The 14,484-nt window shown below is 58.9% G+C and carries 14 protein-coding genes; 6 read left to right on the forward strand and 8 right to left on the reverse strand.

Features of this window, described 5'->3' with window-relative positions; all coding sequences use genetic code 11:
- Positions 1–197 precede the first annotated feature (197 nt).
- Positions 198–935, forward strand: coding sequence for a sulfate transporter family protein (locus tag ACQZ5F_RS20585; protein WP_046802080.1), 738 nt, complete (start codon positions 198–200; stop codon positions 933–935).
- On the opposite strand, the gene nth is transcribed toward ACQZ5F_RS20585, so the two are convergent.
- Positions 897–1,679 carry an endonuclease III gene (gene nth / locus ACQZ5F_RS20590; protein WP_137087760.1) on the reverse strand — a complete coding sequence of 261 codons (783 nt, stop codon included), beginning with the start codon at positions 1,677–1,679 and terminating at the stop codon, positions 897–899. The two genes, ACQZ5F_RS20585 and nth, sit on opposite strands and share 39 nt — an antisense overlap.
- Before the next feature lie 37 nt (positions 1,680–1,716).
- Between nth and ACQZ5F_RS20595 the strand changes: the two genes are divergently transcribed.
- Positions 1,717–2,199, forward strand: a complete 483-nt coding sequence (locus ACQZ5F_RS20595) for a DUF2244 domain-containing protein (protein ID WP_448730866.1) — start codon at positions 1,717–1,719, stop codon at positions 2,197–2,199.
- Positions 2,200–2,332: 133 nt separating this feature from the next.
- Here the strand turns inward: ACQZ5F_RS20595 and ACQZ5F_RS20600 are convergent, their stop codons facing one another.
- The gene (locus tag ACQZ5F_RS20600; protein WP_448730867.1) at positions 2,333–3,019 is read right to left on the reverse strand and encodes an HAD family hydrolase; all 687 of its coding nucleotides are present in this window, start codon (positions 3,017–3,019) and stop codon (positions 2,333–2,335) included.
- Positions 3,020–3,431: 412 nt separating this feature from the next.
- On the opposite strand from ACQZ5F_RS20600, the gene minC reads away from it, so the two are divergent.
- From minC to minE, 3 genes are read left to right on the forward strand one after another with little or no spacing between them, the layout of a single operon-like run.
- A complete protein-coding gene (minC, locus tag ACQZ5F_RS20605; protein ID WP_312361536.1) occupies positions 3,432–4,160 on the forward strand; it encodes a septum site-determining protein MinC in 729 nt (242 codons plus the stop codon).
- Positions 4,161–4,197: 37 nt separating this feature from the next.
- Positions 4,198–5,013 (forward strand): septum site-determining protein MinD, encoded by an 816-nt coding sequence (gene minD, locus ACQZ5F_RS20610; protein ID WP_046802075.1) that lies wholly within the window; start codon positions 4,198–4,200, stop codon positions 5,011–5,013.
- Positions 5,010–5,270, forward strand: a complete 261-nt coding sequence (minE, locus tag ACQZ5F_RS20615; protein WP_046802074.1) for a cell division topological specificity factor MinE — start codon at positions 5,010–5,012, stop codon at positions 5,268–5,270. The genes minD and minE overlap by 4 nt, the downstream gene beginning before the upstream one ends.
- A 41-nt stretch (positions 5,271–5,311) precedes the next feature.
- Here minE and ACQZ5F_RS20620 read toward each other — a convergent pair whose 3' ends face one another.
- The 3 genes from ACQZ5F_RS20620 to ACQZ5F_RS20630 all read right to left on the reverse strand — a co-directional run bounded on the left by ACQZ5F_RS20620 (position 5,312) and on the right by ACQZ5F_RS20630 (position 9,552).
- Positions 5,312–6,217, reverse strand: a complete 906-nt coding sequence (locus tag ACQZ5F_RS20620) for an amino acid ABC transporter substrate-binding protein (protein ID WP_052820688.1) — start codon at positions 6,215–6,217, stop codon at positions 5,312–5,314.
- Between the two features lie 68 nt (positions 6,218–6,285).
- Positions 6,286–7,179: an amino acid ABC transporter substrate-binding protein gene (locus ACQZ5F_RS20625; protein ID WP_448730868.1), complete on the reverse strand. Its 894-nt coding sequence runs from the start codon at positions 7,177–7,179 to the stop codon at positions 6,286–6,288.
- 30 nt (positions 7,180–7,209) lie between these two features.
- Positions 7,210–9,552: an EAL domain-containing protein gene (locus ACQZ5F_RS20630; protein WP_448730869.1), complete on the reverse strand. Its 2,343-nt coding sequence runs from the start codon at positions 9,550–9,552 to the stop codon at positions 7,210–7,212.
- Between the two features lie 346 nt (positions 9,553–9,898).
- Between ACQZ5F_RS20630 and ACQZ5F_RS20635 the strand changes: the two genes are divergently transcribed.
- Entirely contained in the window at positions 9,899–11,257 is a 1,359-nt protein-coding gene (locus ACQZ5F_RS20635; RefSeq protein WP_448730870.1) for an amidase, read from the forward strand.
- Between the two features lie 163 nt (positions 11,258–11,420).
- On the opposite strand, the gene ACQZ5F_RS20640 is transcribed toward ACQZ5F_RS20635, so the two are convergent.
- Genes ACQZ5F_RS20640 through ACQZ5F_RS20650 form a run of 3 tightly spaced genes read right to left on the reverse strand, consistent with a single transcriptional unit; the run spans position 11,421 to position 14,449 of the window.
- Complete coding sequence (locus tag ACQZ5F_RS20640) at positions 11,421–12,062, reverse strand: ThuA domain-containing protein (protein ID WP_003523774.1); 642 nt, start codon at positions 12,060–12,062, stop codon at positions 11,421–11,423.
- Positions 12,063–12,095: 33 nt separating this feature from the next.
- Positions 12,096–13,196 (reverse strand): Gfo/Idh/MocA family protein, encoded by a 1,101-nt coding sequence (locus ACQZ5F_RS20645; RefSeq protein ID WP_448730871.1) that lies wholly within the window; start codon positions 13,194–13,196, stop codon positions 12,096–12,098.
- A 53-nt stretch (positions 13,197–13,249) separates the two neighbouring features.
- Complete coding sequence (locus ACQZ5F_RS20650; protein WP_046802068.1) at positions 13,250–14,449, reverse strand: ROK family transcriptional regulator; 1,200 nt, start codon at positions 14,447–14,449, stop codon at positions 13,250–13,252.
- Positions 14,450–14,484: the final 35 nt, after the last annotated feature.

Raw genomic sequence — 14,484 nt, forward strand, 5'->3', positions numbered from 1 at the left:
CTCCACCGGACAGGAATGCGAAATATTATAGATGGATTATTATATTTTAGAGATACCTTTTATTCAAGGGAAATTCCATCTCCGGTTTAATTTCAGACGTTTGGCGGTTTTTACCCAATCTTGCAGAGCGCAGGCCCAGTTCTTATCTGTCGTCTGGTCAGAGAATTTCAACGCGAGAGGCCCCAGGGGAGTTCCGAATGATTCTTGATGCAGCGAGGCTGGCATTCCAAAATCTCTTTGCGACCGAGACCCGGTCGGTGTTCTGGAAGGTTTTGGGGCTCACGCTTCTCGTGCTGGCGGCACTGTGGTTCGCCATCCGCTCCATCTTTATCTACTTCGCCCTGCCATGGGTGGATACGCTTATCCCCGGCGTACCGGACTGGGCGGGGTGGCTGACCTTTGTTTTTGCGATTTTTGCCGGCATAGGACTGGCGCTGGCGCTGGCATTGCTGATTTCGCCGGTCACCGCCGTCATCGCCGGCCTGTTTCTCGACGATGTCGCTGAAGTGGTGGAGAAAAAGACCTATCCTGATGATCCGCCGGGCAAGGCAATGCCCATTGGCGAGGCCGTGCTGTCGTCGATCAAGTTCTTCGGTGTCGTTATTGCCGGCAACCTCATTGCGCTTTTGCTGCTGCTGGTACCGGGCGTCAACCTCATCGCGTTTTTCCTGGTGAACGGCTATCTGCTCGGCCGGGAATTCTTCGAGTTCGCGGCAATGCGTTTCCGCTCGCCTGCCGAGGCAAGGTTGTTCCGCTCCAAACACCGCACTACGGTGTTCATGGCCGGTCTGGTGATCGCCGCTTTTCTGGCCATCCCGTTCCTCAACCTTTTGACGCCGCTTTTCGCCGCCTCGATGATGGTTCATCTTCACAAGGCCGTCAGCCGGCGTGACCCCTTATTCGCCGCCGGCCGCACCGAACAGCTGCGCGGGTAACTCCACCAGCGGCGCTGGAATATCGAAGGTCTTTTCCGGCGATTTGCAGATATCGGCGATCACGCAGCGCTCGCATTCCGGCTTGCGCGCCTTGCAGCAATAACGCCCGTGCAGGATCAGCCAGTGGTGGGCATGGAACAGATATTGCTCGGGAATGATGCGGACGAGCCGGTCTTCCACCTCGTCCGGGGTTTTCCCCGGCGCAAGACAGAGCCGGTTGGCGATGCGGAACACATGGGTATCCACCGCAAGCGTGGGTACGCCGAAGGCCATTGACATCACCACATTGGCCGTCTTGCGGCCGACGCCGGGTAGCATGACCAGCTCTTCGCGGGTCTTCGGCACTTCGCCGCCGAAGCTGTCGATCAGCATCTGCGACAGGGCGATGACGTTTTTTGCCTTGTTGCGATAAAGGCCGATGGTCTTGATATGGCCAATCAGCTGTTCTTCGCCGAGCGCCAGCATCTTTTCCGGCGTGTCGGCCACCTTGAACAGCGCCCTTGTCGCCCGGTTCACGCCGACATCGGTCGCCTGCGCCGAAAGCGCTACCGCTACTAGGAGGGTGAAGGGATTGGTATGCTCCAGCTCGCCTTTCGGCTCCGGCCGCTGAATGGAAAAACGTCGAAAGATTTCGGTCAGCTCGTCCTTCGAATAGGCCGTCTTCACCCGTGCTGGCTTACGCGCGGATGCCGGATTTGACTTTTTCAAGGTTTGGGTGCTGGATCGTTTTTTGGCGACTGTCATGGTCTATCTATAGCCAGCCCGCCCGAAGGAAAGCAACGTGGATACGCTCAACGACCAACCGATTTTCGCGGCGGAACTCGTTCCGCACCGTTCGCTTGGAAGAAGGGGTTTCCGGCTGCTTCTTGCCTTGTCGGGGTTCGCCTGCCTGATCTATGGCGGCTTTTTCCTCGCCACCGGGGCATGGCCGGTCGGCCTGTTCTTCGGGCTGGATTTTCTGCTGCTCTACCTCGCTTTCCGCGCCAATTATCGCGCCGCAAAAGCACGGGAAGAGGTCCGCATCTCCCGCACCAGCCTGTCGATCCGCAAATTTTCTCCGGCCGGGCGCATGGTGGAACATCGCTTTAATCCGTTCTGGGCGCACTTCAAGGTGCGGCGGCACGACGAGATCGGCATCGTCTCCATGCATGTGACGGGCGAGGGGCGGGCGACCGATATCGGTTCGTTTCTCAACCCTGATGATCGGGAAAGTTTCGCCAAGGCATTCGGCGGCGCGCTCGCCACCGTTCGGCGACGGACGTGACAGCGCGGTACTCCTCAGTCTCCGTTCTGCCCGGGAGAGGCGCTAGGATGACGTTGCATATGGCGGCGTTGGCGGACCCGGGGGGCCTGCCTGCGAACGAAATCATTGTTTCGCGCGTTTCGTGGTCGGCCCTTCAGCCCCTGCTGCCGGTAAGTTTCAAGCTGCCATCCTCGCTGATGCTGACATCCAGTTCACCATAACCGCCAATGGAAAGATGCGGCGTTTCGATGGGATGGGAATGGGTGGCGTTGATGACCACCACTGTCGCGCCCATGCTTTCCCCAGCCTGAATACCAGCGGGCGCGTCTTCGAAGACAATGCAGCGTTCCGGCGAGACGCCGAGCTTTTCCGCTGCCTTTTTGTATCCTTCCGGGTCCGGCTTGCCGTTCACCACGTCTTCGGCGCAGATCATAACCGGGGGCGGTGTGAGGCCTGCCGCTGCCAGCCGGCGTTCAGCAAGCGCGCGGGCAGCCGAGGTGACGATGGCCCATTTGCCGGCCGGCAATTTCTCGAGAAATGCAGCCGCTTCAGGAATCTGAAGGATGCCGTCCACATCGTCCATTTCCTTTTGCAGCAGCATATCGGCCTCTACCTGGACATCGAGACCTGGAACCGCCTCGCGGCGCACCACTTCCGAAGCGCGCATGCCGTGAATGCGCTGCAGGAAGGCGTTGGGCTCTATGCCGTTATCCACGGCCCATTCGCGCCAGACCCGCTCCACCACAGCAATCGAATTGAGCAGCGTTCCATCCATGTCGAACAGGAAAGCGGCATAGTCTTGCGAAAATGTCTGGTTCTGCGGTGGGACTTTGCTGTGCATTTCATTCTTCCGTTGAAGGTGTCGGGCTTGCCCCCCCGTGTCTATAGCATCGGAGGGCATAACGAAATCGCTTTTTCCCGCTTGGAAGCCCAGGGCGGGCATCCGGCTGACGGCGGATAGTGTCCCGGAATCGGACGGTTCGCATCTTACCGACTCGGGTGAGATGGGTTAGGGATTCTGGCGGTGGATCCGGTCTCACGGAGCGTCAGGTTGCAGCAAGGCTCAGCCACTATCATGAGTTTTCGCAAGTGATGGAAATGTGCAAAATCAAAAGCTAATGGACGTTTTTGAATGTTTTGCTTGAGATTTTTCCTGGTGAACATTTCTTAACGAAACTGTCGCCTTAAGGGCGCCGTTAACCATTTGTTAACCATATTCGAGGTACCTAATTGTCAACGATTTGTTTACCAAGATGACCAAAGTGCTAACAGACCAGCGTTCGATCCGTATCAAAGGCCGCTCCTTCCTCGCGGTCGTCCTGTCTCCCGAATCTCCGGTCGATCAATGGCTGGAAAGGCTTGATGATCTCGCCGCCCGCTCGGCCGGTTTCTTCCTGTCACGTCCGGTTGTTCTGGATGTGTCGGAACTGACACTCGACAAGGCGGGACTGAAGTCGCTCCTTGCTGCGTTGACGGAGCGCAATGTCGGTATCATGGGCATTGAGGGCGTTCGCCCTTCGATGATCGAGCCGGGCATGCCGCCGTCGCTGAAGGGCGGGAAGCCCGCTTCCGATGTCGAGGTGGAGCCGATTGCTGTCGCTGCGGAATTGCCGGAAGAAAAGCCGCGTGCTGCGGGCGAGATTCGTGCCGTGGTGCAGTCGCTGGTCATCAACGAGCCGGTTCGCTCCGGCCAGTCGATCATGTTTCCCGAAGGGGATGTGACGGTTATCGGTTCGGTCGCCTCGGGTGCGGAAATCATCGCCGGCGGTTCGGTGCATATTTATGGCGCCCTGCGTGGGCGTGCCATGGCCGGTTCGCTCGGCAACGTCTCGGCGCGCATCTTCTGCCGCAAGCTCGAGGCGGAGCTTCTGGCCATCGATGGCGTCTACAAGGTTGCTGAAGACATCGACGAAAAGCTGCGCGGCCAGCCGGTCCAGCTGTGGCTGGAAAACGATACGATCAAGGCCGAAAAACTTGGCTGATAAAACAGAGAAACAACTATTGGAACAGGAGAGCCATATGGGGAAGGTAGTCGTTGTTACTTCCGGCAAGGGCGGGGTTGGCAAGACCACCTCGACTGCAGCGCTTGGCGCCGCGCTGGCGCAGAACAAGCAGAAGGTCGTGGTCGTCGATTTTGATGTCGGCCTGCGTAACCTCGATCTCGTCATGGGTGCTGAACGCCGGGTGGTTTACGATCTCGTCAACGTCATTCAGGGTGATGCCAAGCTGACGCAGGCACTGATCCGCGACAAACGCCTCGAGACGCTGTTCCTGCTGCCTGCCTCGCAGACGCGCGACAAGGACAATCTGACGCCGGAAGGTGTCGAATGGGTGATCAACGAGTTGAAGAAACATTTCGACTGGGTGATCTGCGACAGCCCGGCCGGCATTGAACGTGGTGCGACGCTGGCCATGCGCCATGCGGATGTGGCCGTTGTCGTCACCAACCCGGAAGTCTCCTCGGTGCGCGATAGCGACCGCATCATCGGCCTGCTGGATTCCAAAACGCTGAAGGCTGAACGCGGCGAGCGCATGGAAAAGCATCTGCTGCTGACGCGTTACGATTCCGCCCGCGCCGAACGTGGCGACATGCTGAAGGTGGATGACGTTCTGGAAATCCTCTCCATTCCGCTGCTCGGCATCATCCCCGAAAGCACGGACGTGCTGCGCGCTTCCAACGTTGGCGCGCCCGTCACGCTGGCGGATGCCCGCTGCGCCCCGGCCATGGCCTATTTCGATGCCGCTCGCCGCCTCTCCGGCGAGGACATTCCGGTTGTCATCCCCGGTGAGAAGCGTGGCATCTTCTCCAAGATCTTTGCAAGGAGGGCTGCATGAGCATCTTCAGTCTCTTCCGTAAACAGAAGTCGGCACCGCTTGCGCGTGAACGCCTGCAGGTGCTGCTTGCCCACGAGCGGGCATCGTCGGGAACCGATCTCGTCGCTGTCCTGCGGGAAGAAATTCTCGCCGTGATCGCCAAGCATGTGCAGATCGACAGCGACAGGGTGCATGTGAAGATGGATCGCGACGAGCATGTCTCCATTTTGGAGATCGATGTCGAGATACCGTTGAGCGCGGATTTGCGCGCTGCATAAGATATTTTGCGAAAACGCCGCCCCCTCGCAGGGCGGCGTTTTTATTTCTCGGCCGTCGTATCGACCGGCTTTCGAAACGCCTCGGCCAGATCGCCGGGCAGCGGGCGCTTCAGGTTGATGCCGTTCGGCGGTATCGGCGTATTGAACCATTTATCGTAGATTTTTTCGATTTCGCCGCTCTCATAGATTTGCCCCAACGCTTGGTTGACCGCATCCCGAAAACCAGTGTCGCCGCGACGAAGCATCAGGCCATAGGGCTGCGGCGGGGCGAGATATTCGTTGGAAATGGAATAGTCGTCCGGCTTGCCTGTTTCAGCGACGAAGGACCGCAGAAGAATATCGTCCATGACAAAGGCGGAGGCGCGGTTTTCCGTCACCATCTCGAAACCGCCTTCAGTGCTGTCATTCTGCAGAACGGCGACGTTCAGCCCCAGCTTGCGGTTGAGCACATTCAACTGGCTGATATTGATCGTTCCGGTCGTTACCACCACGGTGCGGCCAGCAAGATCGGCAACCGTGTTCAAGCGGCTGGATTTCAGCGCCACATAACGCGTGCCGGTGATGAAATGGCTGTAGGAAAACCACACCGCCTTGCGTCTTTCCTCCGTATTGGTACTCGCCACGCATTCCATGTCGATCGTGCCGTCATTGAGAAGCGTAATGCGGTTGCTGGGGGTGCGTTTGACGAAGTCGATCTTCAGTTCCGGCAAGCCCAGTTTCTTCTTGATGGAATCCGCCACCCTCAGGCAAAGCTCGATGCTATAGCCGATCGGTTCTGTGCCGGTGCCGAGATAGGAAAAGGGAATATTGTGATCGGCATAACCCAGCCGGATGGTGCCGGTTCTGGCAATGGTTTCGAGCGTCGGCGGCTGGCTGTCTTCACTTGCCGCGTGGGTGGATAAAAGACTTAAAATTCCGAATGCAAGCCCCAATGTCGATCTCTGCATCGCGCATCTCCAGCTAAAATGATCTGCCAAAACATGTCTTCATAAAATGCAGGTGGGAGGGAGCGCCCTCAGTCACGATATTCACTCGGATGTTCGTAGGCCTGTTTCAAAGTAGCCGCCATCGGCAGGTTCAGGTTCATACTGTTGGGCGGAATGGGCTTGGTGAACCATTTTTCATAGAGGTCGTGAATGGCGGGACCTGCGAAAATCTGCTTGAGGCTCTCGTTGACGGCGGCCTTGAAGGCCGGATCGTCGCGCCGGAAAACCAGCCCATAGGGTTCTGGTGCGCTCAGCGTTTCCTCTGATAATGCATAGAGGTTCGGGTTTTCTGACGTCGCAGCCAGGGCTGCAAGCAGGATGCCATCCATGACGAAAGCGGAGGCCTTGCCGGCAACGACGAGTTCGAAGGCCTCCTCGTTGGTTTTCGTCGGCATGACCGAGATATTGAGGTTCTTTTCCCGGTTTATGGCATTCAGCTGTTCGATATTGACGGTGCCGGAAGCGGAGGTGACGGAACGGCCAGCCAGATCGGCAAGGCTTTTCAGATTGTCCTGCCTGCGCGATAGAAACTGCGTTGCGGTCATGAAATTCGGATAGGAGAAATCGACGATTTTCCGGCGTTCGCTGTTATTGGTCGTGGCGGCGCATTCGATGTCGATCTGGCCGCTGCGGACGAGAATGAAGCGGGTGGCGGGCGTGGCTTTGACATATTCGAGGTCAAGCCTGTCGAGCTTCAGCTTCTTTCGGATATCCTCACTGATCGTCCGACAGAGATCGGTCGAAAAACCCGTCACTTCCCCATTCGGCAGCTGGTAGGAAAAAGGCGGCTCGGCCTCGCGGTAACCGATGCGGATTTTTGCGGTCCTGGCAATCTGCTGCAGCGTGTCGCCTTCGCTGGCGGCCTGCAGCGGGGTGATGGGGGTAAAGCATGTGACGAAAAGGCAAAATACCGCAAGACGCATGTTATTTCCTTTTGGCCGGCGGCCGGTTTCTCAAATCGCTTTTTGTGGCGGGTTATAGGTTTCCTGTATCGGACGCCCGGTGTCGCGCAGCGACTGACCGTCCCCGCCGCCAAACCCGTCTTTCCCGGCCGGCGTGATGATGGCGCGATTTTTGAGGATGTGCGCAAGTGGCGCCGGTTCGGCGAAATAATAACCCTGAGCCTCGTCACACCCGCAAAGCTTGAGTGCGGCGACCTGTTCACTGTTTTCCACGCCCTCGGCGGTCACCTTCAGGCCGATCTGATCAGCCATGTCGATGATGGTGTTGACGATCGCGGAACACATGGGATTTGTGGGCAGGCCGGAGACAAATTCGCGGTCGATCTTTATCTTGTCGAAGGCCACATGGGTCAGCGTGCTCAAACCGGCGTAACCGGTGCCGAAATCGTCAAGGGCGAGACGAACACCTCTTTCTTTCAGCAGCTTCAAGGCTCTGGCGCTGCTGTCCCGCTCCAGCATCGCCGTTTCCGTCACTTCCAGCTCCAGCCGTTCCGCCGGAAAACCGGATGTTTCAAGGGCGCGATCGACAACGGGGACGATGTCGTCATTGCCGAGCTGGACGGCAGAAAGATTGACGGCGAGCCTGATGTCCTTCGACCAGGCCATGGCATCCATGCAGGCCTGCGCCAGAACCCATTCGCCGAGCGGCTTGATGAAGTTGTTTTCTTCGGCAATGGCGATGAAGCGGTCCGGCGTTATGAGGCCGAGCTTGCTGTGCCGCCAGCGGGCAAGCGCTTCATAGGCGACGATGCGGCCGCTCTGCAGGTTGACCACGGGCTGGTAATGCAGCTCGAATTCGTGGTTTTCGAGGGCGGATTTCATGTCTATTTCCAGCGCGTGCTTGTGCTGCGCCGCCATGTCCATGCCGGGCTCGTAAAAAACGAAAAGGCCGCAGCCCATGGATTTGGCGCGGTAAAGTCCGAGATCGGCCTGCTGCAGAAGCTGGGTGGCTGAGGTTCCGTGATCCGGCGCGCAGGCTATGCCGATGCTGGTATCGACGCTGATGTCGCTGCCTTCAAGATTGAAGCTGCGTGAGACTGCGTGCACCACCCGCTTTGCCAACAGGGCCGCATCTGCCCGGTAGTCGTCGCTTCCCGCCTGAATGATGGCGAATTCGTCGCCACCGAGCCGGCTCACCATGTCGTTTTCACCGAGCACGGAGGAAATTCGCGAAGCGACGGCCACCAGCAACGCATCGCCGGCGGCGTGGCCGAGCGTATCGTTGACCGCCTTGAAGCGGTCGAGGTCGAGCAGCATAACGTTGAATGGCTGGCCGGATGCGGCGAGATGGTCGAGACGGTTTTCCAGCGTTTTCCTCAGCAATACGCGGTTGGGAAGACCGGTCAGCGCATCGTGATGCGCCATATGTTCCAGCTGTTCCGCCATATCCCGTATCTGCCTGAGGCGCCCGCGTTCCAGAACCGCTTCGCGCAAGGTTTCGATAGCCGTTGCCATGTCGCCGATCTCGTCTCTGCGTTCCTGAAACGGCGTGACAATATCGGTTTCCTCACGGGCGATCCGCAGTGTCGCCTGCACCAGAGCCGGAACGGGCTTCAGGAAATGCCGGGCGATCACCGTTACGAGAACGCCTGTGACCGTCAGCACCACGATCAGCGCGGCGAGCGAATTGTAGATCAGCTTGCGCTGCGCGCCGTAAAGCGCATCCGAACCGCCGATACTGACGGCAACCGCACCAATCGGCTTTTTTGTCTCCGTGCTGATGATCGGCAGCAGGCCGATATAATGACTGGACTCACCAATGGTCGCAAAGCCGGTGGCAAAACGTGCCGCCACACCATCCTTGGCGAAAATGGGATCCGTCGCGAGCGGCTTTTCAGCGTCATCTGTGGCGTTATCGAAGGCTGCTGCGATTTGTCTGAAGCCGGCATCGGTCTCGTCATAGCGGAAAAGCCAGACGGCATTTTTGGTCTGTGCGCCGATGAGGGCGAGAACATCGCTGGGATTGAAGCCGGTAACGAGAATGGATTCGTCGTCGCCGATCGGCTTGTCGGTCAATATGCCGTTGACCTGGCCGCCGTCGTCGGCGGTAACGCTGACATAGGTATAGATGCTGCGCAGCGTCGCGCTGGCGATCTGCGAATTGACGCGGGCCTGATTGAGCCATTGCTCGCTGGCGGCGGCAACGAACATGTACCAGCCGACGAGCGCACCGATGCTGTAGGCGAAGATCACACCGCCCAGAAATATCAGGGTTATCTTGCTGGCAAGCGAACGGCGGCGCGAAAACCGGCCATTTTCCGGCTGCGTCGTTAAGTCAAGCGTGTGGCCGGGTTCAGTCTGTCTATCTATCCCCCGATAGGCAGTCTCTTCCATTCGCGATATTCCCCCGCGATGTCGCGTTATGATTGTTTTATGGAATTTTTATAGGGCATGCATTTCAATGCTGTCTGCTAAATAATTCAACAAAGTTTAGATGCGATTAAGAATTAATCCGTCTTTTTATAGTCGTCTCTTATATAAGGCGCTGCTTGCCTACACCCCGGGTTGAAAAAACCGGGTGCTGGCGATTATATTCTGTGGCGACGCCACCAAGACTTTATGACACGCTTTACGTGTTCTTCAAGGTGGATTCCCGGCTGCATGGGGGCGACAATTGACCTTGCCAAGGAGCGGATAAACGGCATGTTGTGCGCAACATGCCGGTTTCAGGGAAGATATCATGGCTCACAAGGGCAAGAACATCGCGCAACTTTCGGTTCTCATCCAGAGCGGCCATCTCGATCCACGTAGTTTGGTGGAGGAGACGCTCGATGCGATCGATAAGGACGATGACCAGGCGATTTTTATCTGCCTGACGGCAGAGCGCGCCATGGCGGAGGCGGAAGCGGCATCGAAACGTATTCGCGAAGGCCGCTCCTGTGGTGTACTCGATGGCATTCCGGTAGCATGGAAGGATCTTTTCGATCTCGCGGGCGTGGCAACCACTGCCGGATCGACGGTGCTGTCGAACGATGCGCCTGCTGCCCGCGACGCAGATGTGGTGACGGCGCTGAAGCAGGCGGGCATGGTCTCCATCGGCCGCACCAATATGAGCGAGTTTGCTTTTTCCGGTCTCGGCATCAATCCGCATTATGGCACGCCGCGCAATCCCGCCGCACAGGATGGCCATCGTTTGCCCGGCGGTTCGTCTTCCGGTGCGGGTGTGGCCGTGGCCGCCGGTCTCGTGCCGGTGGCGATCGGTACGGATACCGGCGGATCGGTGCGCATTCCCGCCGCTTTCAACGGCGTGGTAGGCTACAAGGCAAGCCGCGGCCGTTATTCGATGCGCGGTGTTTATCCCCTGGCGAAAAGCCTTGATTCACTTGGGCCACTCACCCGCACCGTGCAGGATGCCGTCTGGGTGGATGCGGCCATGCGCGGCAAGGCCACGGCTGATGTGGCGCGCTCACCTCTTTCCGGCCTATCGCTGGTGGTGCCAGAGACAGTGTTTTTCGATGCAGTTGAGGATGGCGTTGCGGCTGCTTTCGAGCAGGCGGTGGAGCGGCTTGTTCGCGCCGGTGCTTCGGTGCGGCGACAGGCATTTTCGATCTTTTCGGAACTGTTCGAGCTTATCAGGCAAAAGGGCGCGCTGGTAACGGCGGAAGCTTTTGCCCTGCATAAAGCCCGGCTGGAAGGTGCGGATGCCGCACGTATGGACCCGCGCGTTGTTGCCCGAACGAAGCTTGGCGCAAATATCTCCATGCCCGACTACATCGCCATTATCGAGGCGCGCGAACGCATGACGGCGGCGTTTATGGGCATGATCGGCAAGGACGAACTGTTGGTGTCACCGACATTGCCGCATGTGGCCGCAAAGGTCGCGCCGCTTGTCGATGATGACGATGCCTTCTTTGCCATGAATGCGAAGACCCTGCGTAACACCCAGATCGGCAATTTTCTCGATCTCTGCGGTGTTTCCATTCCGTGCGGAACAGGCGAGGCGGGAATGCCCGTGGGGCTGCTGCTCTCCGGCCTGCATGGAATGGATGAGCATGTGCTGGGTGTTGCGATGGCTGCGGAAGAGATCGTGCGGGGTTGAGGGGCGGTTTCATCCCCTCTTGTCGTCGGCAACGTAAAAACCTGTCCTCCGTCATCCTCGGGCCTGTCCCGAGGATCCGCTGCCGATTGATTTTTGATGCGTGGTTAGATCCTCGGCACAAGGCCGAGGATGACTTCGCGTGGGGAGAGGACTCCCGACAATCTCACCGCGCCGCCCAGTTGGCGCCGCGGCGGAACATGGTCTTCATCTGCGGCACGGAAAATTCCTTGGCCTGATGGCCGAGCGCCGAATAGAAAACGCGGCCCTTGCCGTATTTGCGTTTCCACACCACCGGCATCACCACGCCGTCGATCCACCAGGCATGATCGCCGGTGAATTTCGTCGTCGCCAGCACCTCGTTGGAGGGGTCGACATGCATGTAATATTGCTCCGACGTATAGGGGAAATCGGAAATCCCCTCCATCAACGGGTCGTCGGGGCGGGTGATGTTGACGTGATAGTCGATGATATTGCCGGGATGGGCGACCCACTGGCCGCCGATCATGAACTGATATTCGACGCATTCGCGGAAACTGTCGCCAGCACCACCATGGAAACCGGCGATGCCGACACCGTTTTCGACGGCGGCGGTGAGGTTCTTGATCTCTTCCTTCTCGATTTTCGACATGGTGACGATGGGCACGACGAGGCTTAGATCATGCACCGAAGGATCGGCAAAAGCCTCGGTTGAGTGCTCCACATAGACCTTGAAACCGTCTTCCTCCAGCATGTCCTTGACGATGGTGGCGCATTCCTGTGGCTCGTGGCCGCTCCAGCCGCCCCAGACGATGAGTGCTTCGCGCATTTATTTCCTCCTCCGGATTATTGGATGACTTGATTATTTGCCGAGCTGGCCGTCGACCAGCGATGTTTCCAGCGGAGCAGGGCGCTCCGCCTTGGTGGTGATGGAAACGGCGGTGCCGCTGTCCGATGCCGTCTGGAAGGCTTCCATCACCTCCAGCACATGCAGGGCGAGATCGCCATTGGCGCGGTGCGGGCGGTTTTCGCGGATCGCATAGGCCATATCAGCGACGCCGATGGAGCGGTAATTACCGTCGGCATAAGGCGACGACAGTGCCTGCGGCTCGAACTGGCCGCCCTTTTTCAGCAATTGCACCTCGCCGCCGAAATGGTTGGGATCGGGCACGAGCAGTGTGCCTTCCGTGCCGTAGAGTTCCAGCGGCACATGTTTGTGGCCTGCCACATCGAAGCTCATACCCACCTGCACCACGGCACCATTCTGGAAGGCCAGCACGCCGGAAACATGGGTGGCGACATGGACGGGGATTTTCTCGCCGTTCTTCGGCTCGCTGGTGATGAGGCGTTCGTTGCGCGGCGCGATGGCAAAACCCGCCACCTTGGCAACCGGGCCGAACAGGTTGACGAGGTCGGTGATGTAATAGGGGCCCATATCCAGCATCGGGCCGCCGCCAACCTCGTAATAAAAGGCCGGGTTGGGGTGCCAACGCTCATGGCCGGGGCACATGAAGGTGGCCGTTCCGCCGACTGGCTGGCCGAGCACACCCTCGTCGATCAGCCGGCGTGCGGTCTGGTGGCCGCCGCCGAGGAAGGTGTCGGGGGCCGAGCCGATGCGCAGGCCCTTTGCCTTTGCCGCATCCGCGAGGCGTTTTCCTTCCGTGAAATTGATGCCGAGCGGCTTTTCGGAATAGGCGTGTTTGCCGGCGTCCAGTGCGCGCAGGCCCACCTCCACATGCGCCTTGGGGATCGTCAGGTTGACGATGATCTCCACGGAGGGATCGGCCAGCAATGCGTCGATGCTTTTTGCCTGAAGGCCGAATTCATCGGCCCGCGCCTTTGCAGCCTCCTCGTTCATATCCGCCAGTCCGCGAATGTCGAGAATGGGAAACGACGCCATGGCCTTGAGATAGGCGCTGGAGATGTTGCCGCAGCCGATGATGCCGATACCGACCTTGTTCATGTGATTTCCTCCCGTAAATCAGAAATGCCGAAGCCCGCTCTCAACCTTGCCGGCTAGAGCGCCGGCCCTGTTGTGTTCCATGGCGATTCGTAAAGCTCGTAAAGCGCGACGGCTGCAGCCCCCTGGGCCCATAATTCATCGCTCGCAACGTCGAAAACCAGTTCCGCGACGCCGGCCAGCGAAGGCGGCACGGCGGCGTTGTAACTGTCGCGGATGCTGGCGATGAAGGGTTCGCCAAGTTCGAGGCTGGAGCCGGTGATGATGACGCGTGGCGGTGCAAACAGTGTAACGATATTCGCAAGTGTCAGGCCCAGTGCCGCGCCGGCGCGCAGGGCTGCCGCAATGAGATCGTGATCTTCGGCCGCAATCAGCGCATGGGCATGTTGCATGCCGCGACCAAGCCGGATGGCCTCGGCAAATCGCCCGTCCACCGGGCGCGAGCCTAAAATAGCGTTTTCACCCGCCTGGCTCGCCAGCCGCACTGTGCCTTCATTGGCAAGGCCGATGACGAGGTCGCCGAGATTGTGGCTGAGGCCGCCGGCACCACGGAACAGCTGATTCTGGTGCAAAACGCCAAGCCCGAGCGTCTGTTCGAGCGAAATCAGTACCATGTCTTCCAGATCGCGCGCATGGCCGAACCAGTGGTGCGCAAGTGTGATGGCGTGGGCGTCGCTTTCGATGATGGTCGGCGAGCTCAGCCGTGCCGTCATTTCCTCGGCGAAATTGACGTTCACCTCGCGCAAAATCGGGCTGCTGCGGATTTTCCCGGTGCGATGCTCGATGACGCCGGGAAGGCCGAGGCAGACCATGTCGACATCTTCCAGCGACAGACCGGCATCGACCACGCAGCGCCGCACGCCGTCCTCCACCAGATCGGCAATGACGCCGATCGGCTGGCGATCGACACGGATCGGCAGAGCGAGGGTGGAAAGTACATTGCCGCAGAAATCGGTGACGACGAAAACCATGCGGCTTGCGGCGATCTTGGCGCCCACGACGCGGGCGGCATCCGGGTTCAGTTCCAGCATCACCCGCGGCCTGCCGCGCGCGCCTTCTGTGCGGATATCGCCGAGATGACGGGTCAGAATCAGCCCGTCATCAAGCAGCGAGGCGGTAATCGCCGAAACGGTGGTGGTGGAAAGTTGCGTTCTTTCGCTGATTTCCACCCGCGAGATCGGCCCATGGCGGCGGATGCTGTCCAGCACGCTTAGCCTGTTGATCGCGCGCATCAATTCTGGGTCTGCGGTCTTCATGGTGTCCTGCTGCGATCGATGCCGGTTCGAGAACC

The sequence above is a fragment of the Agrobacterium sp. 22-210-1 genome (genome assembly GCF_053522525.1).

Coding starts and splice junctions, on each gene's coding strand:
- ACQZ5F_RS20585 (WP_046802080.1), top strand. CDS start 198: ATGATTCTTGATGCAGCGAGGCTGGCATTCCAAAATCTCTTTGCGACC.
- nth (WP_137087760.1), bottom strand. CDS start 1,679: ATGACAGTCGCCAAAAAACGATCCAGCACCCAAACCTTGAAAAAGTCA.
- ACQZ5F_RS20600 (WP_448730867.1), bottom strand. CDS start 3,019: ATGCACAGCAAAGTCCCACCGCAGAACCAGACATTTTCGCAAGACTAT.
- minC (WP_312361536.1), top strand. CDS start 3,432: ATGACCAAAGTGCTAACAGACCAGCGTTCGATCCGTATCAAAGGCCGC.
- minD (WP_046802075.1), top strand. CDS start 4,198: ATGGGGAAGGTAGTCGTTGTTACTTCCGGCAAGGGCGGGGTTGGCAAG.
- minE (WP_046802074.1), top strand. CDS start 5,010: ATGAGCATCTTCAGTCTCTTCCGTAAACAGAAGTCGGCACCGCTTGCG.
- ACQZ5F_RS20620 (WP_052820688.1), bottom strand. CDS start 6,217: ATGCAGAGATCGACATTGGGGCTTGCATTCGGAATTTTAAGTCTTTTA.
- ACQZ5F_RS20625 (WP_448730868.1), bottom strand. CDS start 7,179: ATGCGTCTTGCGGTATTTTGCCTTTTCGTCACATGCTTTACCCCCATC.
- ACQZ5F_RS20630 (WP_448730869.1), bottom strand. CDS start 9,552: ATGGAAGAGACTGCCTATCGGGGGATAGATAGACAGACTGAACCCGGC.
- ACQZ5F_RS20635 (WP_448730870.1), top strand. CDS start 9,899: ATGGCTCACAAGGGCAAGAACATCGCGCAACTTTCGGTTCTCATCCAG.
- ACQZ5F_RS20640 (WP_003523774.1), bottom strand. CDS start 12,062: ATGCGCGAAGCACTCATCGTCTGGGGCGGCTGGAGCGGCCACGAGCCA.
- ACQZ5F_RS20645 (WP_448730871.1), bottom strand. CDS start 13,196: ATGAACAAGGTCGGTATCGGCATCATCGGCTGCGGCAACATCTCCAGC.
- ACQZ5F_RS20650 (WP_046802068.1), bottom strand. CDS start 14,449: ATGAAGACCGCAGACCCAGAATTGATGCGCGCGATCAACAGGCTAAGC.